Annotated in this window: 22 protein-coding genes and 1 pseudogene; 14 read left to right on the forward strand and 9 right to left on the reverse strand. The window is 70.1% G+C overall.

Translation table 11 applies throughout. The features are described 5' to 3' along the window. Positions 1-7 precede the first annotated feature (7 nt). Positions 8-475, forward strand: coding sequence for a DUF6233 domain-containing protein (locus ACTWQE_RS00800; protein ID WP_443326786.1), 468 nt, complete (start codon positions 8-10; stop codon positions 473-475). A gap of 105 nt (positions 476-580) precedes the next feature. Further along, on the forward strand, positions 581-1,492 hold the full coding sequence (gene ku, locus ACTWQE_RS00805) for a non-homologous end joining protein Ku (RefSeq protein WP_443326787.1): 912 nt from the start codon (positions 581-583) through the stop codon (positions 1,490-1,492). 1 nt (position 1,493) lies between these two features. On the opposite strand, the gene ACTWQE_RS00810 is transcribed toward ku, so the two are convergent. Together ACTWQE_RS00810 and ACTWQE_RS00815 are read right to left on the reverse strand one after the other, a co-directional pair. Beyond that, a complete protein-coding gene (locus tag ACTWQE_RS00810; RefSeq protein WP_443326788.1) occupies positions 1,494-2,240 on the reverse strand; it encodes a 4'-phosphopantetheinyl transferase family protein in 747 nt (248 codons plus the stop codon). Positions 2,241-2,401: 161 nt separating this feature from the next. Beyond that, a complete protein-coding gene (locus tag ACTWQE_RS00815) occupies positions 2,402-2,602 on the reverse strand; it encodes a DUF3073 domain-containing protein (RefSeq protein ID WP_443326789.1) in 201 nt (66 codons plus the stop codon). Positions 2,603-2,910: 308 nt separating this feature from the next. Between ACTWQE_RS00815 and ACTWQE_RS00820 the strand changes: the two genes are divergently transcribed. Beyond that, positions 2,911-3,039: a hypothetical protein gene (locus ACTWQE_RS00820; RefSeq protein ID WP_443326790.1), complete on the forward strand. Its 129-nt coding sequence runs from the start codon at positions 2,911-2,913 to the stop codon at positions 3,037-3,039. Positions 3,040-3,676: 637 nt separating this feature from the next. Here the strand turns inward: ACTWQE_RS00820 and ACTWQE_RS00825 are convergent. Continuing rightward, positions 3,677-3,946, reverse strand: coding sequence for a hypothetical protein (locus ACTWQE_RS00825; protein WP_443326791.1), 270 nt, complete (start codon positions 3,944-3,946; stop codon positions 3,677-3,679). A gap of 142 nt (positions 3,947-4,088) precedes the next feature. On the opposite strand from ACTWQE_RS00825, the gene ACTWQE_RS00830 reads away from it, so the two are divergent. After that, positions 4,089-5,615 carry a DUF7782 domain-containing protein gene (locus ACTWQE_RS00830; protein ID WP_443326792.1) on the forward strand — a complete coding sequence of 509 codons (1,527 nt, stop codon included), beginning with the start codon at positions 4,089-4,091 and terminating at the stop codon, positions 5,613-5,615. Between the two features lie 76 nt (positions 5,616-5,691). On the opposite strand, the gene ACTWQE_RS00835 is transcribed toward ACTWQE_RS00830, so the two are convergent. Then, the gene (locus ACTWQE_RS00835; RefSeq protein WP_443326793.1) at positions 5,692-6,024 is read right to left on the reverse strand and encodes a putative quinol monooxygenase; all 333 of its coding nucleotides are present in this window, start codon (positions 6,022-6,024) and stop codon (positions 5,692-5,694) included. A 539-nt stretch (positions 6,025-6,563) separates the two neighbouring features. On the opposite strand from ACTWQE_RS00835, the gene ACTWQE_RS00840 reads away from it, so the two are divergent. The 4 genes from ACTWQE_RS00840 (at position 6,564) to ACTWQE_RS00855 (ending at position 10,951) form a co-directional block, all read left to right on the forward strand. After that, entirely contained in the window at positions 6,564-7,292 is a 729-nt protein-coding gene (locus ACTWQE_RS00840) for a peptidoglycan recognition protein family protein (RefSeq protein ID WP_443326794.1), read from the forward strand. A 570-nt stretch (positions 7,293-7,862) separates the two neighbouring features. Further along, complete coding sequence (locus ACTWQE_RS00845) at positions 7,863-8,858, forward strand: alpha/beta hydrolase (RefSeq protein ID WP_443326795.1); 996 nt, start codon at positions 7,863-7,865, stop codon at positions 8,856-8,858. Beyond that, positions 8,851-10,170, forward strand: coding sequence for an acyltransferase family protein (locus ACTWQE_RS00850; RefSeq protein WP_443326796.1), 1,320 nt, complete (start codon positions 8,851-8,853; stop codon positions 10,168-10,170). Before ACTWQE_RS00845 ends, ACTWQE_RS00850 begins: the two co-directional genes overlap by 8 nt. 82 nt (positions 10,171-10,252) lie before the next feature. After that, positions 10,253-10,951, forward strand: a complete 699-nt coding sequence (locus tag ACTWQE_RS00855) for a class I SAM-dependent methyltransferase (protein WP_443326797.1) — start codon at positions 10,253-10,255, stop codon at positions 10,949-10,951. A 595-nt stretch (positions 10,952-11,546) separates the two neighbouring features. On the opposite strand, the gene ACTWQE_RS00860 is transcribed toward ACTWQE_RS00855, so the two are convergent. Then, positions 11,547-12,206 (reverse strand): response regulator, encoded by a 660-nt coding sequence (locus ACTWQE_RS00860; RefSeq protein WP_443326798.1) that lies wholly within the window; start codon positions 12,204-12,206, stop codon positions 11,547-11,549. Continuing rightward, positions 12,203-13,531: a sensor histidine kinase gene (locus tag ACTWQE_RS00865; RefSeq protein ID WP_443326799.1), complete on the reverse strand. Its 1,329-nt coding sequence runs from the start codon at positions 13,529-13,531 to the stop codon at positions 12,203-12,205. Before ACTWQE_RS00865 ends, ACTWQE_RS00860 begins: the two co-directional genes overlap by 4 nt. 145 nt (positions 13,532-13,676) lie before the next feature. Between ACTWQE_RS00865 and ACTWQE_RS00870 the strand changes: the two genes are divergently transcribed. The 4 genes and pseudogenes from ACTWQE_RS00870 (at position 13,677) to ACTWQE_RS00885 (ending at position 15,743) form a co-directional block, all read left to right on the forward strand. Beyond that, positions 13,677-13,967 carry an AMP-binding protein gene (locus ACTWQE_RS00870; protein ID WP_443326800.1) on the forward strand — a complete coding sequence of 97 codons (291 nt, stop codon included), beginning with the start codon at positions 13,677-13,679 and terminating at the stop codon, positions 13,965-13,967. Next, a pseudogene (locus ACTWQE_RS00875) lies at positions 13,913-14,254 on the forward strand (hypothetical protein); the annotation flags it as partial. The gene ACTWQE_RS00870 and the pseudogene ACTWQE_RS00875, both read left to right, overlap by 55 nt. 98 nt (positions 14,255-14,352) lie before the next feature. After that, complete coding sequence (locus ACTWQE_RS00880) at positions 14,353-14,967, forward strand: hypothetical protein (protein WP_443326801.1); 615 nt, start codon at positions 14,353-14,355, stop codon at positions 14,965-14,967. Beyond that, positions 14,964-15,743, forward strand: coding sequence for an aspartate/glutamate racemase family protein (locus tag ACTWQE_RS00885; protein ID WP_443326802.1), 780 nt, complete (start codon positions 14,964-14,966; stop codon positions 15,741-15,743). Before ACTWQE_RS00880 ends, ACTWQE_RS00885 begins: the two co-directional genes overlap by 4 nt. Here the strand turns inward: ACTWQE_RS00885 and ACTWQE_RS00890 are convergent. Continuing rightward, positions 15,680-16,207 (reverse strand): thioesterase II family protein, encoded by a 528-nt coding sequence (locus tag ACTWQE_RS00890; protein WP_443326840.1) that lies wholly within the window; start codon positions 16,205-16,207, stop codon positions 15,680-15,682. The two genes, ACTWQE_RS00885 and ACTWQE_RS00890, sit on opposite strands and share 64 nt — an antisense overlap. Positions 16,208-16,808: 601 nt before the next feature. Here ACTWQE_RS00890 and ACTWQE_RS00895 point away from each other — a divergent pair. After that, positions 16,809-17,315: a cupin domain-containing protein gene (locus ACTWQE_RS00895; RefSeq protein WP_443326803.1), complete on the forward strand. Its 507-nt coding sequence runs from the start codon at positions 16,809-16,811 to the stop codon at positions 17,313-17,315. A 300-nt stretch (positions 17,316-17,615) separates the two neighbouring features. On the opposite strand, the gene ACTWQE_RS00900 is transcribed toward ACTWQE_RS00895, so the two are convergent. Further along, positions 17,616-18,800: an amidohydrolase family protein gene (locus tag ACTWQE_RS00900; RefSeq protein WP_443326804.1), complete on the reverse strand. Its 1,185-nt coding sequence runs from the start codon at positions 18,798-18,800 to the stop codon at positions 17,616-17,618. A gap of 247 nt (positions 18,801-19,047) precedes the next feature. Further along, entirely contained in the window at positions 19,048-19,413 is a 366-nt protein-coding gene (locus tag ACTWQE_RS00905; protein WP_443326805.1) for a PH domain-containing protein, read from the reverse strand. A gap of 237 nt (positions 19,414-19,650) precedes the next feature. On the opposite strand from ACTWQE_RS00905, the gene ACTWQE_RS00910 reads away from it, so the two are divergent. After that, positions 19,651-20,178, forward strand: coding sequence for a DinB family protein (locus tag ACTWQE_RS00910; protein ID WP_443326806.1), 528 nt, complete (start codon positions 19,651-19,653; stop codon positions 20,176-20,178). Positions 20,179-20,328 lie beyond the last annotated feature (150 nt).

Below are 20,328 nucleotides of genomic sequence, written 5' to 3' on the forward strand. Positions count from 1 at the left end.
TCGAACAGTGCAGGATGATCGGTACGTGACCGCGGGCCCCTGGGCCAGGGTCTCCCTCCCCGACGGGCAGCAGCTCGACGCTGTCGTCACCGGACGGACCCGTACCCCCGACGGGCAGTGGTGGTACGAGCTCGAAGCCCTCCTCACCGCACGCAGCACCCTGGGTGACGGCCGTGTCGTCGCCGAACCCACACCCGTCGCGTTCAGCGCTCCGGCGGGCCATGTCGCCCCGATCCCCGGAGAGGACTACCGGGCCGTACCCACGCACGGGGCGGTCGCCGGCCGCCAGTGGCAGGTCGAGAACCTCCGGCGCACGCTCGACGGACCCACGCGGCGGCTCCACCGGCGCGACTGCTGGCAGGCGCGGACCGCCCACGAACGGGTCACGACGAGGGAGGCGTACGCGCTGCTGGCCGACCCGGACGTGGAGCCGTGCGACACCTGCCACCCGGAGCGGGCGCTCCGGCGCGGTTGAACGGGCCGAACGGCGGGCTGCGCCGAGCTCCACCCCGGCATACCATGACAAACCCCATGGAATCCCATGGAGCGCCATGGACGGAGCAGGGAGAGAGGGCCCGTCATGCCACGACCCATCTGGCGAGGTGCGATCAGCTTCGGCCTGGTCACGATCCCCGTCCAGGTCGTGAGCGCCACGGAGTCCCACGACATCACCCTCCATCGAGTCCATGCCCAGGACAACGGCCGTATCCGTAACCGCAAGGTGTGCGAGCTCGACGGGGAAGACGTCCCCAACGAGGAGATCGCCAGCGCCTACCCGGTCTCCCGTGACCAGGTCGTACCTCTGACCGACGAGGACTTCGACCGTCTGCCCATCCCCACGGCCAAGACGTTCGAGCTCCTCGCGTTCCTCCCAAGCCAGGAGATCGATCCCCTGCAGCTGGACCGCGCCTACTACCTGCAGGCGGACGGGCCCGCGGCGGCCAAGCCCTACGTCCTCCTCCGGGACGCGCTGGACCGGTCGGGCAAGGTCGCCATCGGCAAGGTCGCGCTCAGAGGCAAGGAGGTCCTCGCGCTGATCCGCATCCACGAGGGCGCCCTGACGATGCACACGATGCTCTGGCCCGACGAGATCCGCCCGCACACGGGTCTCGCCCCCGATCGCGACGTCCAGCTGACCGACGAGGAACTGCGGCGTGCCCAGGAGCTCATGGAGAGCATGGACGAGGTGCCGGAGGAGGAGCTGCACGACGACTACACCAACGCGCTGGTGGAGGTCGTGACAGCGAAGCTGGAGGGCCGCGAGATCGAACCGCCGCCGGAGCCCGAGGCACCGTCCGGGCAGGTCGTCGACCTCATGGCCGCACTGGAGGAGAGTGTCCGGAAAACCAAGCAGACCAGGGGCGGAAAGCCTGCGGACGCGGGCGCCAGGAAGTCCGCCGAGAAGAACTCCGCCGAGAAGAAGTCCGCCGAGAAGAAGCCGGCGAAGAAGCCCGCGAAGAAGACGGCGTCCCGGGCACGCAAGGGGGCGTGACCTACCCGGGTACGGCCCAGTGGCGCAGCAGCGTGCCGGCCCGTCGGCTCACGACCGTCACCGGGGAGGGGTCCATGATGGCCAGGCACGCCTGGTGCCCCTCACCCGTCTCCAGATCGAGAAGCTGGACGACGTCCACCGCATCGGGCCGGTCGGGCCATGCCACGATGGCCGGCGGCTCCTGGGGCGGGGACAGTTCCAGCCTCCGGAACGGTACGCGCATCCCCAGCCCGAGAGCCTTCACCACGGCTTCCTTGCGGCACCAGTACCGGAGAAAGGCCGTCGGCCGCTCATCGGGTGACATCCGGTCGAGGACGGCGCGCTCGTTCTCGGACAGCGCGGTGGACGCCAACCCGTCCACGTCCAGGGCCCGGTCGGCGGGCTCCACATCCAGACCGACCTCGGCCGCTCGGCAGAAGGCAACGCCCACCAGGCCGCCGCCGTGCGTCACGGAGAACCGTATGCCTGTCGGACCCTCTCCCCGTGCCGTGACCTTGCCGTGCGGTCCGCCGCACTGCGAGCACCGCCGTTCGAGGCCGACCCGGGCGGGTTCCATGGCGAGGTACTCACCCAGCGCGATACGGCTGATCGCACACCCGAGGAGAAACCGCCGGCGGTCGTCCGGACGGAGATAGGCGTCGAGCCTCGTCCGTTCGACCGGGTCGAGCAATCGGACCAGCTCGTCGTGGGCATCGTCGAGTTCCGCCCACCACACGTGCACCGTCCGGTCCGGGAGCGCACTGGTCAACGGTTCTGCTCCGATGTGTCGGTCGTTCCGCGCAAGTCGGCTGTGTGGTCGGTCCCCGAAAGTGGAGCCGCTGTCATAACGGTCTGCCGTTGCATTCCATGGCGGCGGTCAAGGAATCGAAACAAGGGAAGGAGGAAAGCTCCGAAATGCGGAGAAGAGCTTCATCGGTTCTCGTCGTACGGGTGGCCGTACGGTCGGCGCTCCGGAATTCCCTGATCGTGATCGAGCTCTTCCTTTTCCTCCGGAACCGTCGGCCGGCCGGCCAGTTCTCGCTGAAGGGCGTCGAAGTCCGCCGACGGAGACGTGTACTTGAGCTCGCGGGCCACCTTCGCCTGCTTGGCCTTCGCACGGCCACGTCCCATAGCTGCATCTCCCGGGAATAGGAGCGGTGCGGCCGGTCGAACGACGGAACCGCTCGTCTCTTACGTCACAGGGCGTACGTTACCATGTGCACTACACCCACGCCATGTCATATGGGTGCAGGCCGAAGGGGTCACACGGCCCTGTTTTCGCTCCTCGCGAGGCGTGTCCGGAACACGGCTCCCATGCGGTGACGGCCTCACCGAAGGCGCAACGGCGACCACTTGACGCCCCCCGCCGGGCGTCGGTGCGGCCAATGGGGCCCCGGCCCCCCGGGCGCTCGGTGGACCGTGCGCCGCAGGCGGAAAACATGGATACGGGTGAGCAGCGGATCGGCCTCGAAATCCTTTCTCGTGCGCTCACCATGGATTCGACCATAGGCGAGTATGCCGACCTCGGTCGAGGTGAATACGGGCCGGGTGCGCGGGCCGCGATGTGAAGCCGGCAGCAAGGAGAATCGCGGGCATGGCGTCATCGTGGAAAATGTGCGATGTTTCACCGAGAAGCCTGGTATTTCCCTTTCTGTGATCTGCGGGGCCGCGCAGGTCGTTCCCTGTCCGGGGCTCCTCTTCTGCAATGCAAGGATTCTGTCGGCACCATTGCTGAGGAATGCCTGAGATCGGGTCGGCGCAATGTACAGGCGTATCGATGCCCGGATCCGGAGCCTGCAGGTTCCGTCGTCGCCCAGCGCCTAGCGGAGCCAATTCCGACCGTCGGGCCGGAAGATGCCTCCTCAGTGCCGCCCATGGATGACAGAGGGTCAGCTGTACTGCGACATCCGCAGGGACAGCCCTCTGGTGACGGGCCCGCGTCCGGGCTCACGAGGCCTTCGGCCGACAGACTTCCGCGTGAGGTCGCAGGGGCTGCCGGACCGCCCGAAGGTGCACCGGGCGTGCGGCTCCGTACGGCGGGCATGCGCCGGATCGTGCGTGTCCCGGGCCGGATCAGTGCGGCAGCAGCGGCGGCAGCGGAGGCAGCGCGGGACCCGGGCGGCAGCGCGCCCAACCCGCGCCGCACAAGCGGAAGGTCCCCCGCCTGTCGTCGGAAGGCGGGGGACCGGTGGGGTTTGCGAGGTGTCAGAGTTGTCCCAGGGGCCCGCTGAAGCCCGAGGCGGCGGCCGCGTCGGGGGAGACCAGCTTCTTGGGCACCTTCGAGACCTGCGAGAACAGATCGAAGTCCCCGCCGAACGAGTACGCGTGGTTCCCCGAGGGGGTGTCGTACCACGAGTAGGGGTCCCGGTCGTCGGCGACGGCGGGGGTGATGCTCAGCACGCTGGTGGCGCAGAGCAGACCACCGGCGATTCCGGCCCGGCGCAGAAGCTGTTGGGCATGATTCGTTTGTTCCATGCCTTTCTCCTAACAAGGAGTGACGCCGGGCCGCCGGTGCAACTCGCGGCCCGTTGAAGACTTTCCGTTCTTTCCCTCATTGGGGGGGAACGCGCTGTGTGGTGCGGAAAGGCGATTGGGCCGCAGGCCACACGATGGCCGCATGACTGACGCACTTCTCTCCGCGAACGGCATCGCCCGGCTCGCCGAAGCGTTGACCGAGCACGGGTTCAGCCGGGACGGCCTCGTCGCCCGGGTCGGGCACGGGGCGGCCCGGGATCTCAATCGCTACGTCGTCGAACCGGCCCTCGCCGCGCTCTGTGACGACGAGCCGCTCTCCACGCTGATCCGGCTGTTCCTGTGCGGCCGCTCCGTACTGGCCGCCGACGCCTCCCGTGCGCTGTCTCCGCTCCCGCTGTCCGAGGCGCTGGACGCGGGACTCCTCGAGCAGGACGGCCAGGACGGGCGGGGCGGCCAGGACGGGCGGGACCGGCAGGATCACGTACGCGCCGGGGTCTACCTGCACCCGTACGAACAGTGGTGGGTCGTCTCGGACTTCCCCCCGTTCCTGACGGCCGCCCGTCCGCACGACCGGGAGTACGTTCTGCCCGTCGGGCCCACCGCCGCCATGCTCCGGCGCGTGACCGTTCCCCATCCCGTCGGCAGCGCACTGGACCTCGGCACCGGCTGCGGTGTCCAGGCGCTGCATCTGTCGACCCTGGCCGGACACGTCACGGCGACCGACCTGTCACCGCGAGCCGCGCGATTCGCCGCCACCACGGCCGCACTCAACGGCCTCGACTGGGAGGTGCTGCGGGGCGACATGCTGGAGCCCGTGGCGGGCCGCCGCTTCGATCTCGTGGTCAGCAACCCCCCGTACATCGTCGGGCCGGGAACCGTCACCTCGTTCTACCGGGACTCGGGGCGGCCCGGTGACCGGATCTGCAACGAGCTGGCGGGCGCGGCCCCCGGTCTGCTCACCGACGGCGGCTTTCTGCAGTTCCGGGCGAACTGGGCGCATGTCCAGGGAGAGGACTGGAGGGAGCGGGTCGCCTCATGGGTCCCCGTGGGCGCGGGGATGGACGCCTGGATCGTGCAGAGTCACCGGACCGACGCCGCCGACTATGTGGACCACTGGCTCAGGGAGAACGGCGAGGAGGAGTCGGCCGGCCGTACGGCGTGGCTGGAGTGGTTCAAGGAACAGCGCATCGAGGCGGTCGGGGGCGGCACGGTGGTGCTGCGCAGGAGCGGGCGGCGCGATCCGGTCGTCCGGGTCGAGGAGTTGAGCGACGGGGAGCAGCTGCTCGGCGCTCAGGTGGCGGGGTGGTTCGAGCGGCAGGACTGGCTGCGCGACCACGATCCGCTCGCGGCCCGTTACGTGCCCGCGCCCGGCCTGGTGCTCTGGCAGGAGGGCGCGCTGCGGGGCCGGGACGGCTGGCAGCTCCGGCGGCAGGTGCTGCGCGTGACCGGCTCCGGTGTGGGCTGGAGCGAGGAGACCACTCCGCTGGCCGTGAGCCTGCTGGGCGGTATCGGCAGTGCACGGTCGCTGCGCGAACACCTCGAACAGCTCGCCACCGAGCACGGTTCCGACCCGGCGGGACTTGTCGAGAGCGCCCTCCCCCACGTGGCTCGTCTGGTCGAACGTGGAGCGCTGCTGCCGGCCGAGCTCGCCGACAGCGGGGACTCCTGACCGGGACGCGGTGTCGCCACCACGACATCCCGGAACGTTGGTGGTGGCGCGACGCCGAATGCGGATTCGTACGGGGTTACTCCGTGTCGGGAACAGCCATCTCGCCCAGCAGCGACCAGTCGTCCTGCGGGACCTTCATGTTCACGATCCGCGGCGTCTCGGACAGGTGGGGCGGCAGAGTCCGCTGGGCCGCCTTGAAGTGGTCCGACTGCACGTGCGTGGCCCCGGCCTCGTCGTCGCGGAAGGCCTCGACCAGCACGTACTCCGTGGGGTCCTCGACGCTCCGGGACCAGTCGAACCACAGGCAGCCCGGTTCGGCGCGCGAGCCGGCGGTGAAGTCGGCGGCGATCTCCGGCCACCGGTCGGCGTACTCGGGACGGACCTTGAACTTGGCCGTGATGAAGATCATCGGATGCCTCTCGTCGCACTGATCACACGCGCACGCTGCCTGCATGCCTGCATGCCTCGCGTCCAGGATTCGCACGCTACCAAGGCGGGTCGCACCCGGCCGGTCGTGGGTGATCCGCCGCGTCCGACGGGGTGGTCAGGGGAAATGCGGGCACCGCGGGTCCCGGAGGGGCGTTGTGGTGCCGGGTCTCCGGGCACCGAGGGGCGTTGTGGTGCCGGGTCTCCGGGTGCTGGAGGGGCTGCGGTGCCGGGTCCGGCGGTCGGCCCCTTGGACGCGCTGCGCCGCTCGTCGCTGGACTGCATCGGGCTGCGGGTGAGAACAACGCGGGGTTCGCCGACGCCTTCGCCCAGGTGACCGGGGGTGTGGCGACCCCGTCGGGTTCCCTGCATGCCGGAGGGCGTGCCGCGATCCCGTTCGGCACCGCGCCTGCCGGAGGGGCGCGCCGCGATCCCGGCCGGCGCCGGGGCGTGGCTGCCCGGACTCACCCGATCGGCCCACTCGCCTGCGAGATGGTTGGTCACAGGGCGCAGGGTGGTTCCATGTGGTCCCGTCGACTCGCCCTGGGCGCTGTGGTCCTGCCGCTGGCACTGCTGGTGATGCGGGACGCTCCGGTACGGCTCGTGCCGCCCGAGCCGATCGTCGTCGGCCCCCGGCAGCCGCGCGGTGCGCCGCAACCCGCGATCGTCAGCCGGGCCGCCTGGCGGGCGGACGAGCGCATGGTCAGGCACCAGGCGACGTACACGGGTGCGGTGAGCGCGGTCTTCATCCATCACACCGGACACCCCAACGGTTACGACTGCGCCGATGTCCCCGCCATGCTCCGGGCGCTGCAGACGGACCATGTGAGGCGGCAGGGGTGGGACGACATCGGCTACAACTTCGTCGTGGACCGGTGCGGGACCGTCTACGAGGGCCGGGCGGGCGGCGTGGGACGTTCGGTGCACGGGGCGCACACCAAGGGATTCAACGCCGACAGCGTGGGAATCGCCGCCCTGGGCAGCTTCGACGCCGGGGTGACGGTGCCGCGGGCGCTCATCGACGGGATCGCGAAGGTCGCCGCGTGGAAGTTGCGGTACGGGGCCGACCCGCGCGGCATGGTGCGACTGGTGTCGACGAACGACGAGAGCAAGTACAAGGAGGGCGCCACCGCCGAGCTGCATGTCATCTCCGGGCATCGCGACAGTCACCAGACCCGCTGCCCCGGCGACGCGCTGTACAGGCGGCTGCCCGCGATCCGCGAGGCGGCGGCCCGGCTGCGCCGGAGCTGATGCCCCTGCTCGCGCTTCCCTCCGGACGCGGTACGAGGGCCGGCCGTGGCCCCTCCTCGAGCCCGACCGGCCGTCCGACGCGGCAACCGGTCATCGGCATCCGCGACCACCGTCGACCCGGCGACCGCGACCGGCGACGGTAACGGCTATCGCGACCGTTATCCGCGACCACTGTCGACCCGGCGACGGTGACCGTAACCGGCAATCGCCACCGGCGGCTGTCACGCCGGACGGCAGAACGACCGCGGACGACCCCTCGGTTGCGTCGGGCCCCGGCGGCGGCAACGCGGCTGTCCGGCCTCGGCCGGGTGCCCCATAGTGCCTGTGCCACCCCTTCCGTTGTGCACTCCACGGACCGGGAGCGACGGGGCCGGCCGTGACGTCCGCGTGGTCGCGGACCACTGACCAGGGCCGCGGCGGCCAGGATCGCGGCCGGGGACCGGCATGCGGGTTCCCCCGTAGTACTTGAGAGCTACCGCCCAAGAGCACTCCTCAGCGGGACGTCGACCACAACCGGCGGCTCCTAGCCTCCTACTCAACTGCTCCCCGTGCGTAGGAAGGAAGGCCCCCATGCGAGCTGCGTCGCGTCTCAGGCGTGGGTTGCTGGTGGCCGTAGCCGCCGGATCCATCGTGCTGTCGGTCAGCGCCGCCACGCGGTCCGGGATGCCGGGTACGCCTCCCGCCCCAAGGCTCGCCGCGGTGAGCGCCGACACCCTCGAGGCGCGCTACGCCGCGAACCGGGACTACATCACCGAGTCCGAGCGTGCGGCGCGGCACATGGGCGACACCGCCCGCGCACAGCACCTCGGCGGACTCCGCGCGCAGGGACGACAGTTCCTCTCCTTCAGTACGGACGGCGACGGGCTGGCCGTCGAGGTGATCGGGGACCTGGCCCACGCGGACCGGGTCGCGGTCGTGGTGCCCGGCTCCGACACCACGATCGACACCTTCGACCGACTCGGCACCCGGTACGCCTCGTTGAACGGCGGGGCCCGGGCGTTGTACGCGCAGATGCGCCGGACGGCACCGGACACCGAGGTCGCCGTGGTGGCCTGGCTCGGCTACCACGCGCCGCGGACGATGAGCCGGGACGTCGTCACCACGGCGCGTGCGGAGGAGGGCGGACGACAGCTGCGAAAGCTGGTCGAGCGGGTACGCGACGCGAACCCCACCGCCTCCGCCGCCCTGCTGTGCCACTCCTACGGGTCCGTGGTCTGCGGCAGCGCCATCGCGGGAAGCCCCGGCAGGATCCCGGCACTCTCCGGTATCGCGGTCTTCGGCAGTCCGGGCATGGGGGTGCGGTCGGTCTCCGAGCTGCACAGCGAGGTTCCGGTGTGGGCGGGCCGCGGTACGGACGACTGGATCAGGGAGGTGCCCAACACCGAAGTCAGCCTCCTGGGGAGGACGATCGGCTTCGGCACCGACCCGACGTCCCGTCAGTTCGGGGCGCGGCATTTCGCCGCGGGCTCCGGCGGCCACAGCGACTACCTCAGGTCCGGCACCCTCGCGCTGCGCAATCTCTCCCTGATCGCCCTCGGCCGGGGCGCGGAGGTCTCCCATGACTGATCTGCGGCTCCGGCCTCTCGTCCCACCCCTCGAGCCTCCGCGCAAACCCCCGTGCGCGGACGGCGCACCGGCCGCCGGTCAGCGGGCCGGCGGCCGGTTGCGTACGGCCGTACTCCGGATCGAGGCGGCGACCCCGGCGGACCGTGACCGGGCCGTCGATGTGCTGCGCGTCCTGGCCATTCTGGGGATCGTCCTCGGCCATTGGCTGGTGAGCGCGGTGACGCTGCGCGCCGACGGCCATCTGATGGGCGACAGCCCCTTGCGGCACATGCCCGGCTTCACACCGGTGTCCTGGCTGCTGCAGCCACTGGCGATCTTCTTCTTCGTCGGAGGGCGGGTCGCGGCCCAGGGGTACGCCGCCGCACAATCCCGCGGAGTCCGCTACGGCTGGTGGCTGGCCGAACGGCTGAAGAGGTTTCTGCGCCCGGTGACCACCCTGTTGGCCATGTGGGCGCTGGTGGTGGCCGGACTGGTCGCCGCGGGGGTCGCGCACGAGACGATCCGTACGCTGCTGAAGCTCGTCATCTCACCGCTGTGGTTCCTGCTGGTGTTCGCCGTGCTCACCGCCGTGACGCCGCTGGTCCACCGGGTGAGTGCCCGGGTCGCCGCCGTGGCGTGCGGGGCGGTGGCCGCACTGGACGCGGCGCATTCCGCGTCCGGCGGTGCCGGATGGGTCGATACGCTCCGGCAGCTCAATGTCCCCCTGGGCTGGCTGGTGCCGTTCAGTCTGGGCGTGGCGTGGGCGGCGGGCGGATTCGGCCGCCGGCGGGAGGCGGCCGCACTCCTCGTGGGCGGCGCGCTCGCCACGGCGGGACTGATCCTGTGGTGCGGTTACCCCGCCAGCATGGTCGGCGTTCCCGGGTCGACGGCGTCCAATCTCGATCCGCTCTCGCTCGCCGCCGTCACCTTCGGTCTGGCCCAGTGCGGTGGGGCCCTGCTGTTGTGCGGGCCGCTCCGCCGCATGGTGGGGCAGCCGCCGGAGGCCGGCCACCGCTCATCCGGGTCATCCGGGGGACCGGAAGTGCGGGCGGGCGCGGGCGCGTTCGCCTGGGCGGCCACGGCGCTGATGAACATGTCGGCGATCACGGTGTTCCTCTGGCACCAGACCGCCATGCTCGCCGTGACCGTGGTGGCCCTCGGCATCGGCGATCCGCTCTTCGGTCTGCACACTCCTCCCGACCAGCCGGCCTGGGCCGCCGCCCGACTCGCCTGGATTCCCGTTTTCGTCATGGTCCTGATCGCGCTGTGCGCCGCTTTCCGTGATGTGGGGCATAGGTCCCGGACCCGGCTCATCCGCCACAGCGGGATGTGAATATCGAAACGATATTCGAAGCGATAATCCCCGTTCCTACGGTCACAGTTCGTGATTTCGGCAGTCTCTCCTGGAAGGGTCAATGGGCGCAATATCCATCGAATCAATAAGCACGCTGTATGTGAAATACGAGAATGACTTGAGGGAGGTACGGGACGCCCAGCGGAATTTCCTCCAGGAGCGCGGAAAGTCGATGAAGGCCCAGCTCGACGATCTGGAGGCCGAGATCACCTATCTGCTCCTGCGTGAACTCCGTCCCGAAGTCGTGGTGGAGATCGGGACCTTCTACGGCTGGTCCACGATGTGGATCCTCAGTGCGCTGCGGGACAATGGAACCGGTCACCTCCACTCGTTCGACATCGTCGACAATGTGGTGCGCAACGTGCCCGAGGAACTGTCCGCCCAGCGCTGGACGTTCACCAAGGGGAATGTCCGGGAGCATCTTGGCAGGATCCCCGGCAAGACGGATTACCTCTTCATCGACGCGGACCACGGGGCGCGTTTTGCGCACTGGTACATCGACCATGTGTTTCCGGCCGTGCCCGCCGGTACGCCCACCAGCGTCCACGATGTGTTCCACGGCCGCCGGCCGAAGCCGCTCAGCGAGGGTTCTGTCATCGTCAAGTGGCTGGCCGAGCAGGGGATCGAATTCTTCACCCCGTCTGCCGCCAAGGCGCCCGAGGTGACGGCGCAGCTCTCCGTGGTGAAGAAGGATCTCGGACTCGACGAGCCGGTCCGCAATAGCCCGGACAACCCGATGATTTTCTTCGACCTCCCGTAGCCGGCGTAGGACCGGACCCGGTGGGTCCGGTTCCCCTCTGTTCCTCCTCCTGCTGAGCCTCCGTCCCCACAGACGTCGAGGGTTCCGTTTCCGTCAATCCGGCTTTCACAGGTTCAGGTTGGCGACGGGCCTTGGCGCGCGCCTATAGTGATCAATCGATCACCTGTGCTACGGGGGCGCAGGGTGGATACGGGGGATGAGCAAGCATGGCTTCCGTTGATTCCAGGCTTGACGGAGCCTCGGCCTCATCGCGGTGTTCGCCCCGCTGTCGGTGTGGAAGTACCGGACGCGGAGCTGATTCCGCCCCCCGGCGCCGGTCGCGGAGCTGATTCCCGGAGCTCCGGGGCTCGGAGTCGGTCCCTGGCGCTCCGGGGTTCGGCGGCGGTCCCCGGCGCTCCGGGTCCGGAGCTGGTCCCGCGGCGCTTTTCGGCGTTGGGGGCTGCTCCCCCGGCGCGCTGGGCGTTCGGAGCTGGTTCCCGGAGCTGCGGGGTTCGGGCGTGGCCACCGGCGCTCCGGGGTTCCGGAGCGGACACCCGCGCTCCGGGATTCCGGAGCGGAGCGGCCCACCGGCTCGTGCCGGTCGCCGGGATGCCGGTCAGTCCCCCGCCACGACCAGACCGGCCTCGTAGGCGAAGACGGCCGCCTGGGTGCGGTCGCGCAGGCCGAGCTTCACCAGGATGCGGCTGACGTGCGTCTTCACGGTCTGTTCGGCGATGACGAGCTGCTCGGCGAGCTCGGAGTTGGACAGGCCCTGGGCGATCAGGCAGAGCACTTCCGTCTCGCGTTCGGTCAGATCCGCGACACGCTCCCGGCGCGGTGCGCGGGGAGAGCCCATCCGGGAGAACTCCTCGATCAGGCGCTTGGTGACGGTCGGTGCGAGCAGCGCGCCGCCCGTGGCGATGGTCCGTACCGCGTCGGCCAGCTGGTGTGCGGAGGAGTTCTTCAGCAGAAAGCCGCTCGCGCCGGCCCGCAGCGCCTCGTACACATACTCGTCCAGATCGAAGGTCGTGAGCATGAGGATCTTGGTGACGCTGCCGTCCGCGGTGATCCGGCGGGTCGCCTCGAGCCCGTTGAGGACGGGCATCCGGATGTCCATCAGGGCGACATCCGGGGCGAGTTCGGCGACCTGACGGATCGCGTCCTCGCCGTTCACCGCTTCACCGACGACATCGATGTCCGGCTGGGCGTTGAGCAGGATTCCGAAGCTCTCGCGGATCATGGTCTGGTCGTCGGCGATCAGCACCCGGATCGTCATGAACCCTCGCTCTCGCCGGTCGGCAGCGAAGCCGTCACTTCGTACCACCCGTCTTCTCTCAGCCCGACCCGCAGGGTGCCGCCGAGTGTCGCCGCCCGTTCCCGCATGCCCAGCACGCCGTGTCCGGACCCGGCCTGGCGGCGTACGGGGCCCGTCGCCGGGCTGTTCACCACGCGGAGGCCGATGTCCGCATGTCCGTACGATATCCCGACTTCCACCTGTGAACCGGGGGCATGGCGCAGCACGTTGCTCAACGCCTCCTGGACGATCCGGAAGGCCGACAGCGCCACGCCCTGCGGCAGCGGCCGGGGGGTGCCGGAGACGACCGTGTCGATACGGAGTCCGGCCGCCCGGACATTGGCCACCAGCTCGTCGATGTTCGTCAGGGTGGGCTGGGGCGCGTAACGGCCGTCGGAGCCCTGCTCGTCCGACCGGAGCATGCCCAGGATGTGCCGCAGCTCGGTCAGGGCGGCGAGCGCGTTCTCCCGGATGCCGGCGAAGCTGTCGCTGAGCTCCTGGGGAGGGTCGGGGACCCGGTAGGGGGCGGCCTCCGCCTGGACGGCGACGACGGACATGTAGTGGGCGACGACATCGTGCAGTTCACGGGCGATCCGTGTGCGCTCCTCCAGCAGGGTCCGCCGGGAGCGTTCGATCTCCGTGAGGTTCTCCTGCCGCTTCAGCTTCCGCTGGGCGTCCCGCCGGCCGCGCAGGGCCCCCTCGATCACCAGGCCGACGGCGGAGAGCGTCGCGAACAGGGCCAGGTTGCTGGCGGCGGCCTCCGGCCGCAACAAGGCTTCCAGCAGCGATCCGGCCAGCACACCGATCACCCACAGGCCGACGAACGCCGGTGCCCTCACCCGCCAGCCGACGATCAGCGTGACGGTGACGTGCGCCATCAGCCCCGGCTCCGTCCACGGCCAGGGATCGCCGGGGGCCAGACGGCCGTACTCCGATGCCGTGAGGACGGCGTAGGCGAGCACCGGGGGCAGCGACAGCCACCAGGCGGCCATGGGCCGGACCAGGGCCAGTGGGATGGGCAGCGTCTGCCCGGCGGCGAGGGCGAGGCAGAGTGCCCCGGGCGCCCGGAGCCGCTCCAGGATCAGAGCGGTGTTGCTGCCGGTCAGGAGGAGCGCGAAGAGTACGGCGCTGATCAGGGGCAGCCGGCGCAGCACGCGGTTGCGCGTACGGGAGAGATACGGCATCGGACGGGGCGCGAAGGAGAAAAGGTCCCGTGCCAGGGTGCGGAAGGTGGACGAGAAGCGGAGTTCCGGCCCGGCCGGTGGGGTCTTCGCCCGCTGCGGCGTGCTGTCCTGATCCGTCGTCACCCGGTCCATGGTAAGTGCGCCGGACCAGGCCGGTGGCCTGGGCCCACGGTGCGAAATGGCTTCAATAACGCGGCGAAAGAAGGCCTCCCTAGATTCAGCCGCAGAAGCATTCCGCATTCCTGCCCATGCACAAGGAGTCGGGAAGATGAACGGTCCGAACGGCCAGGCGCAGTGGCAGGGACAGGAGCGCTCCATAACCGCGCTGAAACTCCCAGAGTTCTTCGAGGCGCAGGTACGACTCACCCCGGACGTCCCGGCGGTGAGTTTCCGCGACACCCATCTCACTTACCGGGAGCTGAACGAACGGGCCAACCGGCTGGCTCGGCTGCTCGTCGCCCACGGCGCCGGCTCCGAGACGTATGTCGCCGTGGCCGTCCCCCGCTCGGAACAGCTGGTGGAGGCCTGGCCTGCGGATATCTGCACCGGCCCGCGATGACCGCGGAGCGCTTCGTCGCCGATCCGTACGGGGCGCCCGGCAACCGTATGTACCGGACCGGAGACCTGGCGAGCTGGGACGCCGACGGGCGGCTGCAGTTCTGCGGCCGGGCGGACACCCAGGTCAAGATCCGCGGATTCCGGGTCGAACCCGGCGAGGTCGAGGCGGCGGTCGGCCGCTGCGCCGGGGTCGCCCGCGGGGTGGTGATGGTCCGTGAGGACCGGGCCGGCGACCCGCGTCTGGTGGCGTACGTCCAGCAGAAGCCCGCCGCGCGAGGCGAGGCGCCGCTGGTCCCGGCGGCACTGCGCTGCTCGCCCTGCTCGACGCCTACCCGGCCCCGTCCGACGGCCCGGGCACCGGCGGCCTCGAGGAGATCCTCACGCGGATGCACGACGGGTACGCCGAGGTGTACGGGCTCCCCGAAGGCGCCGCGCAGGAGCCTCCCGGCATCGAGGAGATGCGTACCCGGATCGTCGGCTGGCTCGGGCGGGGCGAGAGCGAGCTGCGCCATCTCGACGACGGTCAGCGGGCGGCCGCGCTGGACGTCATGGTGAACAACGTGACGATCACGAGCGCGCGCCGGCCGGACCGGTTCCGCGGGACCATGCTCCTGGTCGTGGCCGCGCGGAAGCGTCAGGAGGGGAACACCCCCGAGGCCTGGAAGGAGTTCCTCGACGGCGAACTGGAGGTCCACGAGGTGGACTGCGAGCACCCGAGGATGCTGGAGCCGCAGTCGGCCGCCGAGATCGGCCGGATCATCGCCCCCAGGATCGCGCCGTCGGCCGGGCCGCTCGAGTCGGTCCCCGTGTCCGAGTCGGTTTCGGTGTCCGGGACGGCTCGGCTGTCCGGGCCGGCTCCGGCACCCGATGCGGCCCCGGCGCCCCAGGCGGCCCCGGCACCCGATGCGGTCTCGGCACCCGATGCGGCCCCGGCGCTCGACGGGGGCCCGGCGCCCGAGGCGGTCACCGCGACGCCGTCCCGCGAGCGGAGCGCCGGATGACCATCCCGGTGCTGCCGTCCACCGGTGTCCTCGGAGTGCTGGGCGGTATGGGGCCGCTGGCCTCCGCGGAGTTCCTCAGAACGCTCTACGCCCGCGAGTGGGCCGGGCCGGAACAGTCGCGCCCGCGCGTGCTGCTCGACTCCGACCCCGCCTTCCCCGACCGCACCGAGGCGATCCGTCAGGGCCGGGTGCGGGAGATGACCGAGCGGCTGGAGGCCCGGCTGGCGGAGCTGCTGGCGCGCGGGGCCAGCCAGGTGGTTGTCGTCTGCTTCACCGCGCACTACTTTCTGCACCGGCTCGATCCCGCGCTGCGCGCACGGGTGGTGTCCCTAGTGGAGAGCACGACAGCGGAACTGACCGGCACCACCGGCCGGTTTCTGCTGCTCTCCACGGAGGGGACCCGCCGGGCGCGGATCTTCGAGGAGGCGCCGGGCTGGGACGCCGTGGCCCACCGGGTGGTCCGGCCCGATGAGGACGACCAGGCCCTCGTCCACCGGCTCATCTACCGGATGAAGCGTCACGGGCCGTTGCCGGGGGAGACCCTGCCGCAGGTGGAGCGCATGCGGCAGGCTTACGGATGTTCCGGGCTGGTCCTCGGCTGCACCGAATTCCACCTGGTCTCCCGTGAGTTGACCGCGCGATACGGGGAGGACCGGACGGTGGACGCCCTGCGTACCCTCGCCGTCCGGTTCTCCGCCGGGCTGCCGGACCGTCAGACCGTAACGGGCAGCCCGCCCACCCCGGAGACCAGGCGGGAGGCCTGCGCGAGCAGATAGAAGTGGTCCCCCGGGAGGACCGTCAGCCGGAAGCCGCCCCCGGTCACCTCGGACCAGGCCCGCATGTCCTCGCTCGACACATGCGGGTCGCGGTCGCCGAGGTAGGCGGTCACCGGTGCGGCGAGCGGACGCGGGGGCACGGCCGGCCGGTAGTCGTCCGTCAGCCGGTAGTCGGCACGGATGACGGGCAGCAGCAGATCCCGCAGATCGGGGTGGTGCAGCGCGGCCGAGAACGTCACCCCGAGTTCGAGCACGTCACGCAGCAGCACCTCGTCGCTCTCCCGGGAGACACCGGAGGGCCGCAGCCGCGACGGCGCGCTGCGGCTGGAGACCACGAGCCCGCCGACGACGGGTCCGTGGGCCGCCTCGAGCCGCATCGCCACCTCGTGCGCCACCGACGCACCCATGCTGTGCCCGAAGAGGACCAGCGGACGGTCCAGGGCCGGTACGAGCGCCTCGGCGATCCGGTCGGCGAGAGAACACCATGCTTGTCGGCCAAGTGCAGCGCGTGGGTGGAAAACAGCCCGTACACGGCGCTGTCAAGACTGCTAGGGCTCATCGATTCCTCTCGGTGACCGTGTTCAGACCCAGTCCTGGTTTTTCCCGCTGATGCCGGAGCGGGTGGAGACCGCTGCCACTCCCGGCGCTCCGGCAAGACCTGCGGGGAGGGTGCTTCGATGAACACGCATGCTGAATGTGGGGGGCATTCTCAGCTCTTTCGACGTTTACGGTTCCGCGGCCGCACACGACGCTATGGAGCGGATGCTTCGAAGCCTTATCGTTTCGGTTTTGCGTCCCGGGGCCGTCTGAATTCGACGGGGAGCCGCGATAACCCGGCGAAAAACCGGACCGCTTTGATCCGCTTTACCTCCGCCCCAGAGGCCCACGGGGCGGAGCGGCTCGGCGCCCGGTCCCGGGGTTTTCCGGGCACTGCTCCCCGACGCTGACGCGGATCGGCTTCCGGCGTGCCGGGCGGAGACGGGCCCCCGGGCCCCCACCGGGCGCATCCCGGATCCCCGTCATAGGCTGGCACATAGGGATAAAAGCGATATCAGGGAGGCCGTTGTGGGGGCTTTCCGCTTGGTCATCGAACCGGACGAGGGGAAGTCGATCTGGCTCGCGGGCATAGGGGTCGACTTCAAGATCTGGGGTGAGGAAACCGGCGCCCAGTTCTCGGTCGTCGAGCATCCGATCGAGCCCGGCCGCCTCGTACCGCCGCACATCCACAGCCGCGAGGACGAGTTCTCCTACGTCCTGCAGGGCCGGGTCGGTGCGCGGGTGGGCGACCAGGAGGCCACGGCGGGCCCGGGCTCGTACATCCTCAAACCGCGCGGGATCCTGCACACTTTCTGGAACGCCGGGCCGGAACCGGCGAGGATTCTGGAGATCATCTCGCCGGCCGGCTTCGAGCGGTTCTTCGAGGAGATGGGCACGCTCGCCGAGACGGCCGAAGGTCCTGCCGAGTTCGTCCAGCAGCGCGCCGAACTGGGCGAGCGGTACGGTCTCGGGTTCTCGGACGCATGGGTCGCCGAACTGACCAGCACCTACGGGCTCAAACTCCTCGGCGAATAGCCGCTCGGGCCAGGCCGCGCCACCGCGCGGGCCGGCTCAGGCGATCCGTGCGGAACCGTCCTGAGCAGGGCCCGCGCTGACGCACCCTGAACACGGGCGCCCCTGAACACGGGTGAACACGGGCGCCCGCTGAACACGGGCGCTCCGGAACATGCACGCCCCAAGCCCCGATGCGTCGATGAAGTGGACATTCCCCTACCCGTCTCGGCACATGAGCGAACCGAAGCAGAGTCCCGTGACAGTTCCCGAGGGTGGCGCGACGTGCCCGGACCCGAGAACTGCTGTGTGTGAGGCGCCCTTTCACAGGGTGAGGGGGCGGCCTGCCGTGAAGACGTGCCGGATCCGGCGCAGGGCGTCCCATTCGGTCCGGGGGTCACCGTCGACAACAATCAGGTCGGCGCGCATACCGGGGGCCAGGGCGCCGGTGTCGGTCAGACCGAGGGCATGGGCGGAATTGACGGTGGCCATGTCCAGGATTTCGGCATGGCTGAAACCAAGCGAGCCGAAGAATTCGAGCATCCCGACGTAGTCGCCGAACCGCGCTCCCGGAACACCGGCGTCGGTCCCGGCGATGAACCGGACACCGGCCTCCCGCATCGTCCGGATGACCTCGGTCATCGCGTCCGCCCGCTGGGGGCCCAACTGCTCGAGGAAGAGCCGCCAGTCGCCCGAGACGCAGCGGCAGACGGCTATGTCGTTCTCGACAATCCGGCGCGTGACCTCCAGGTCGTGGACGGTGCCGTCCGCCGTGCGCCAGGAACAGTGTTCGAGAGTCCGGACACCGGCGGCCACGCAGTGGGCAATGGCATCGGTGCCGTGGGCGTGCGCGGCCACCGGCAGCCCGTAGCGGTCGGCCTCCTCGACGATCAGGCGCAGCTGGTCCGGAGTGAACTGCGACTCCCACATACGCGGGCCACTCGGGGTGAGCGCGCCACCGGAGGCCATCACCTTGATCAGGTCGGCTCCGGCCGCGGCGTTGCGGGCAATCCGTACGCGGATGTCGTCGTCGGTGGTCACTTCACCACCGAGGAATCCGCAATGGCCACCGCGCGAGGTCAACGGCGCGGTCGCGACGACCAGCCGTGGCCCGCGCGTCGCCCCGGACTCGATGGCCGCACGTAACGTCACGGTGAGCGCGTCGCGGTCACCGAGATCTCGTACGGTCGTCACGCCCGCGGCCGTCAGCTGCTCGGCGCGGCGCCCCATGGCGGCGGCGAGTTCGTCCGGCGCGGCGTGGGTCACCGCACCGATCGGGTCCGGGCCCGCGTCGAAGGCGAGATGGACATGGCAGTCGATCAGACCAGGCATGACGGTCGCCCCGGGACACCGTAAGCGGGCGACCCCCGGATCCACCGAGGTGTCCAACTCGGCCGCGGTACCGACAGCGGTGATCACGCCGGAGTCCAGGAGCACAGCACCGTCGCCGATCACTCGGACCGCGGGTCCGGCGATGACGCGGTCAGCGGTTATCAGGACCTTGTCCACAATCGCCTTTCGCAGAGGCAGGGGATAGCGCGATGTACGGTCACCGCGTTCCTTACGGCGGGTACCCGCCCGGAGACGGACGCGTACCGCGGACCGAGCCATGCGGGGAGAGCCCCCGACGACGAAAAGGGCTCCGGGCCCATGACCGGGCCTTTCGCCGTGGTGACATGCTCAGTACCCCTCGTCGGCAGCGACTTCCCGGCCCCTTGGGCACGGGCCCGGCACGGCGACCGTCCGCTCCGGACGACTACCGCGCAACGAACTGCGTCAGGATGGCCTGCACCTCGTAGATGTCGACGCCCTTGGTGAAGGTCTTCTGGACCGGGGCGGGGGTGCCCGAAATCCAGACCTTGAGCTCCGCGTCGAGGTCGAAGGTACCGGCGGTCTCCACCGCGAAATGCGTGATGCTCCGATAGGGAATGGAGTGGTACTCCACCTTCTTGCCGGTGATCCCCTGCTTGTCGACGAGGATGAGCCGACGGTCGGTGAAGAGCAGGGTGTCGCGTATCAACAGGTACGCGGCGTACACCTGCTCGCCCTGGCCCAGCAGCCGCGCGTACTCCTCCTGCGCCGCCGCCGGATCGACGGTGTGCGCGTTTCCGAACAATGCCATGACAGTCCCCCCACTCATTGACGTCGCGCGATCTTTCACACTGTAGTCCGGCCAAGGGCCGCCGTCTCCGGTGGAGTTGTGTTCGGCGGCGCAGACGCCGCGCGTGGTGCGCGGCGTGCGGGCCTTGGGGGCTCCGATTCTGTCCGGCGGATCACGCCGTATTCCCGTACTCCTGCATGACCCAGGGCGACGTTCGCCACCTGCCGTTACCCGTTGGCCTGTGCAAGGCTTGCTTTCATGCCGACGACACCGGACGGGCGCCACGTACCGCCGCCGCACGCTGGTGAACGCGTCATGCTGGAGGCTTGGTTGGACTTTCACCGTGCCACGCTCGCGCTGAAGTGCAATGGGCTGGACGACCGTCAGGTACGCCTGGCCTCGGTGTCACCGTCATCCATGACGTTGCTGGGCCTTGTCCAGCACATGGCGGAGGTGGAACGCCAGTGGTTCCAGAGGGTGTTCGCGGGCCAGGACGTGCCACTCGTCTACGAGGTGGGGGAGGGGAACGGCTTCGCGCTCGCCCCCGACCGCGGCATCGACGAGGCGCTGGCCGTCTGGCGCGCGGAGGTCGCACTGAGCCGTGACCTGATCGCCGCCTCTTCGCTGGACGACTCCGGGAAGCTGTCGGAGCAGGAGGCCGCGCACGTAGGCGACCAAAGTGTTTCGCTGCGCTGGATCCTGGTCCACATGATCGAGGAGTACGCCCGCCACAACGGCCATGCGGATCTGCTCAGGGAGAGCATCGACGGCGTCACGGGCCCTTGAGCCTCGTCCGTCGATACGGGTGTCGTATCCGTCGGGCAGGGCGGCGACGAAGTCGTGGGCGGCGGCGCTGCGGGGCGCGCACGGTCTCCTCGTCGGTCGCGGCGTGGGTGACCGCAGGCGATGTTCTCGCGGATGGTGTCGTGGATGATC

It is taken from the genome of Streptomyces sp. 8N706 (assembly GCF_052245415.1).
Lineage (GTDB): Bacteria > Actinomycetota > Actinomycetes > Streptomycetales > Streptomycetaceae > Streptomyces.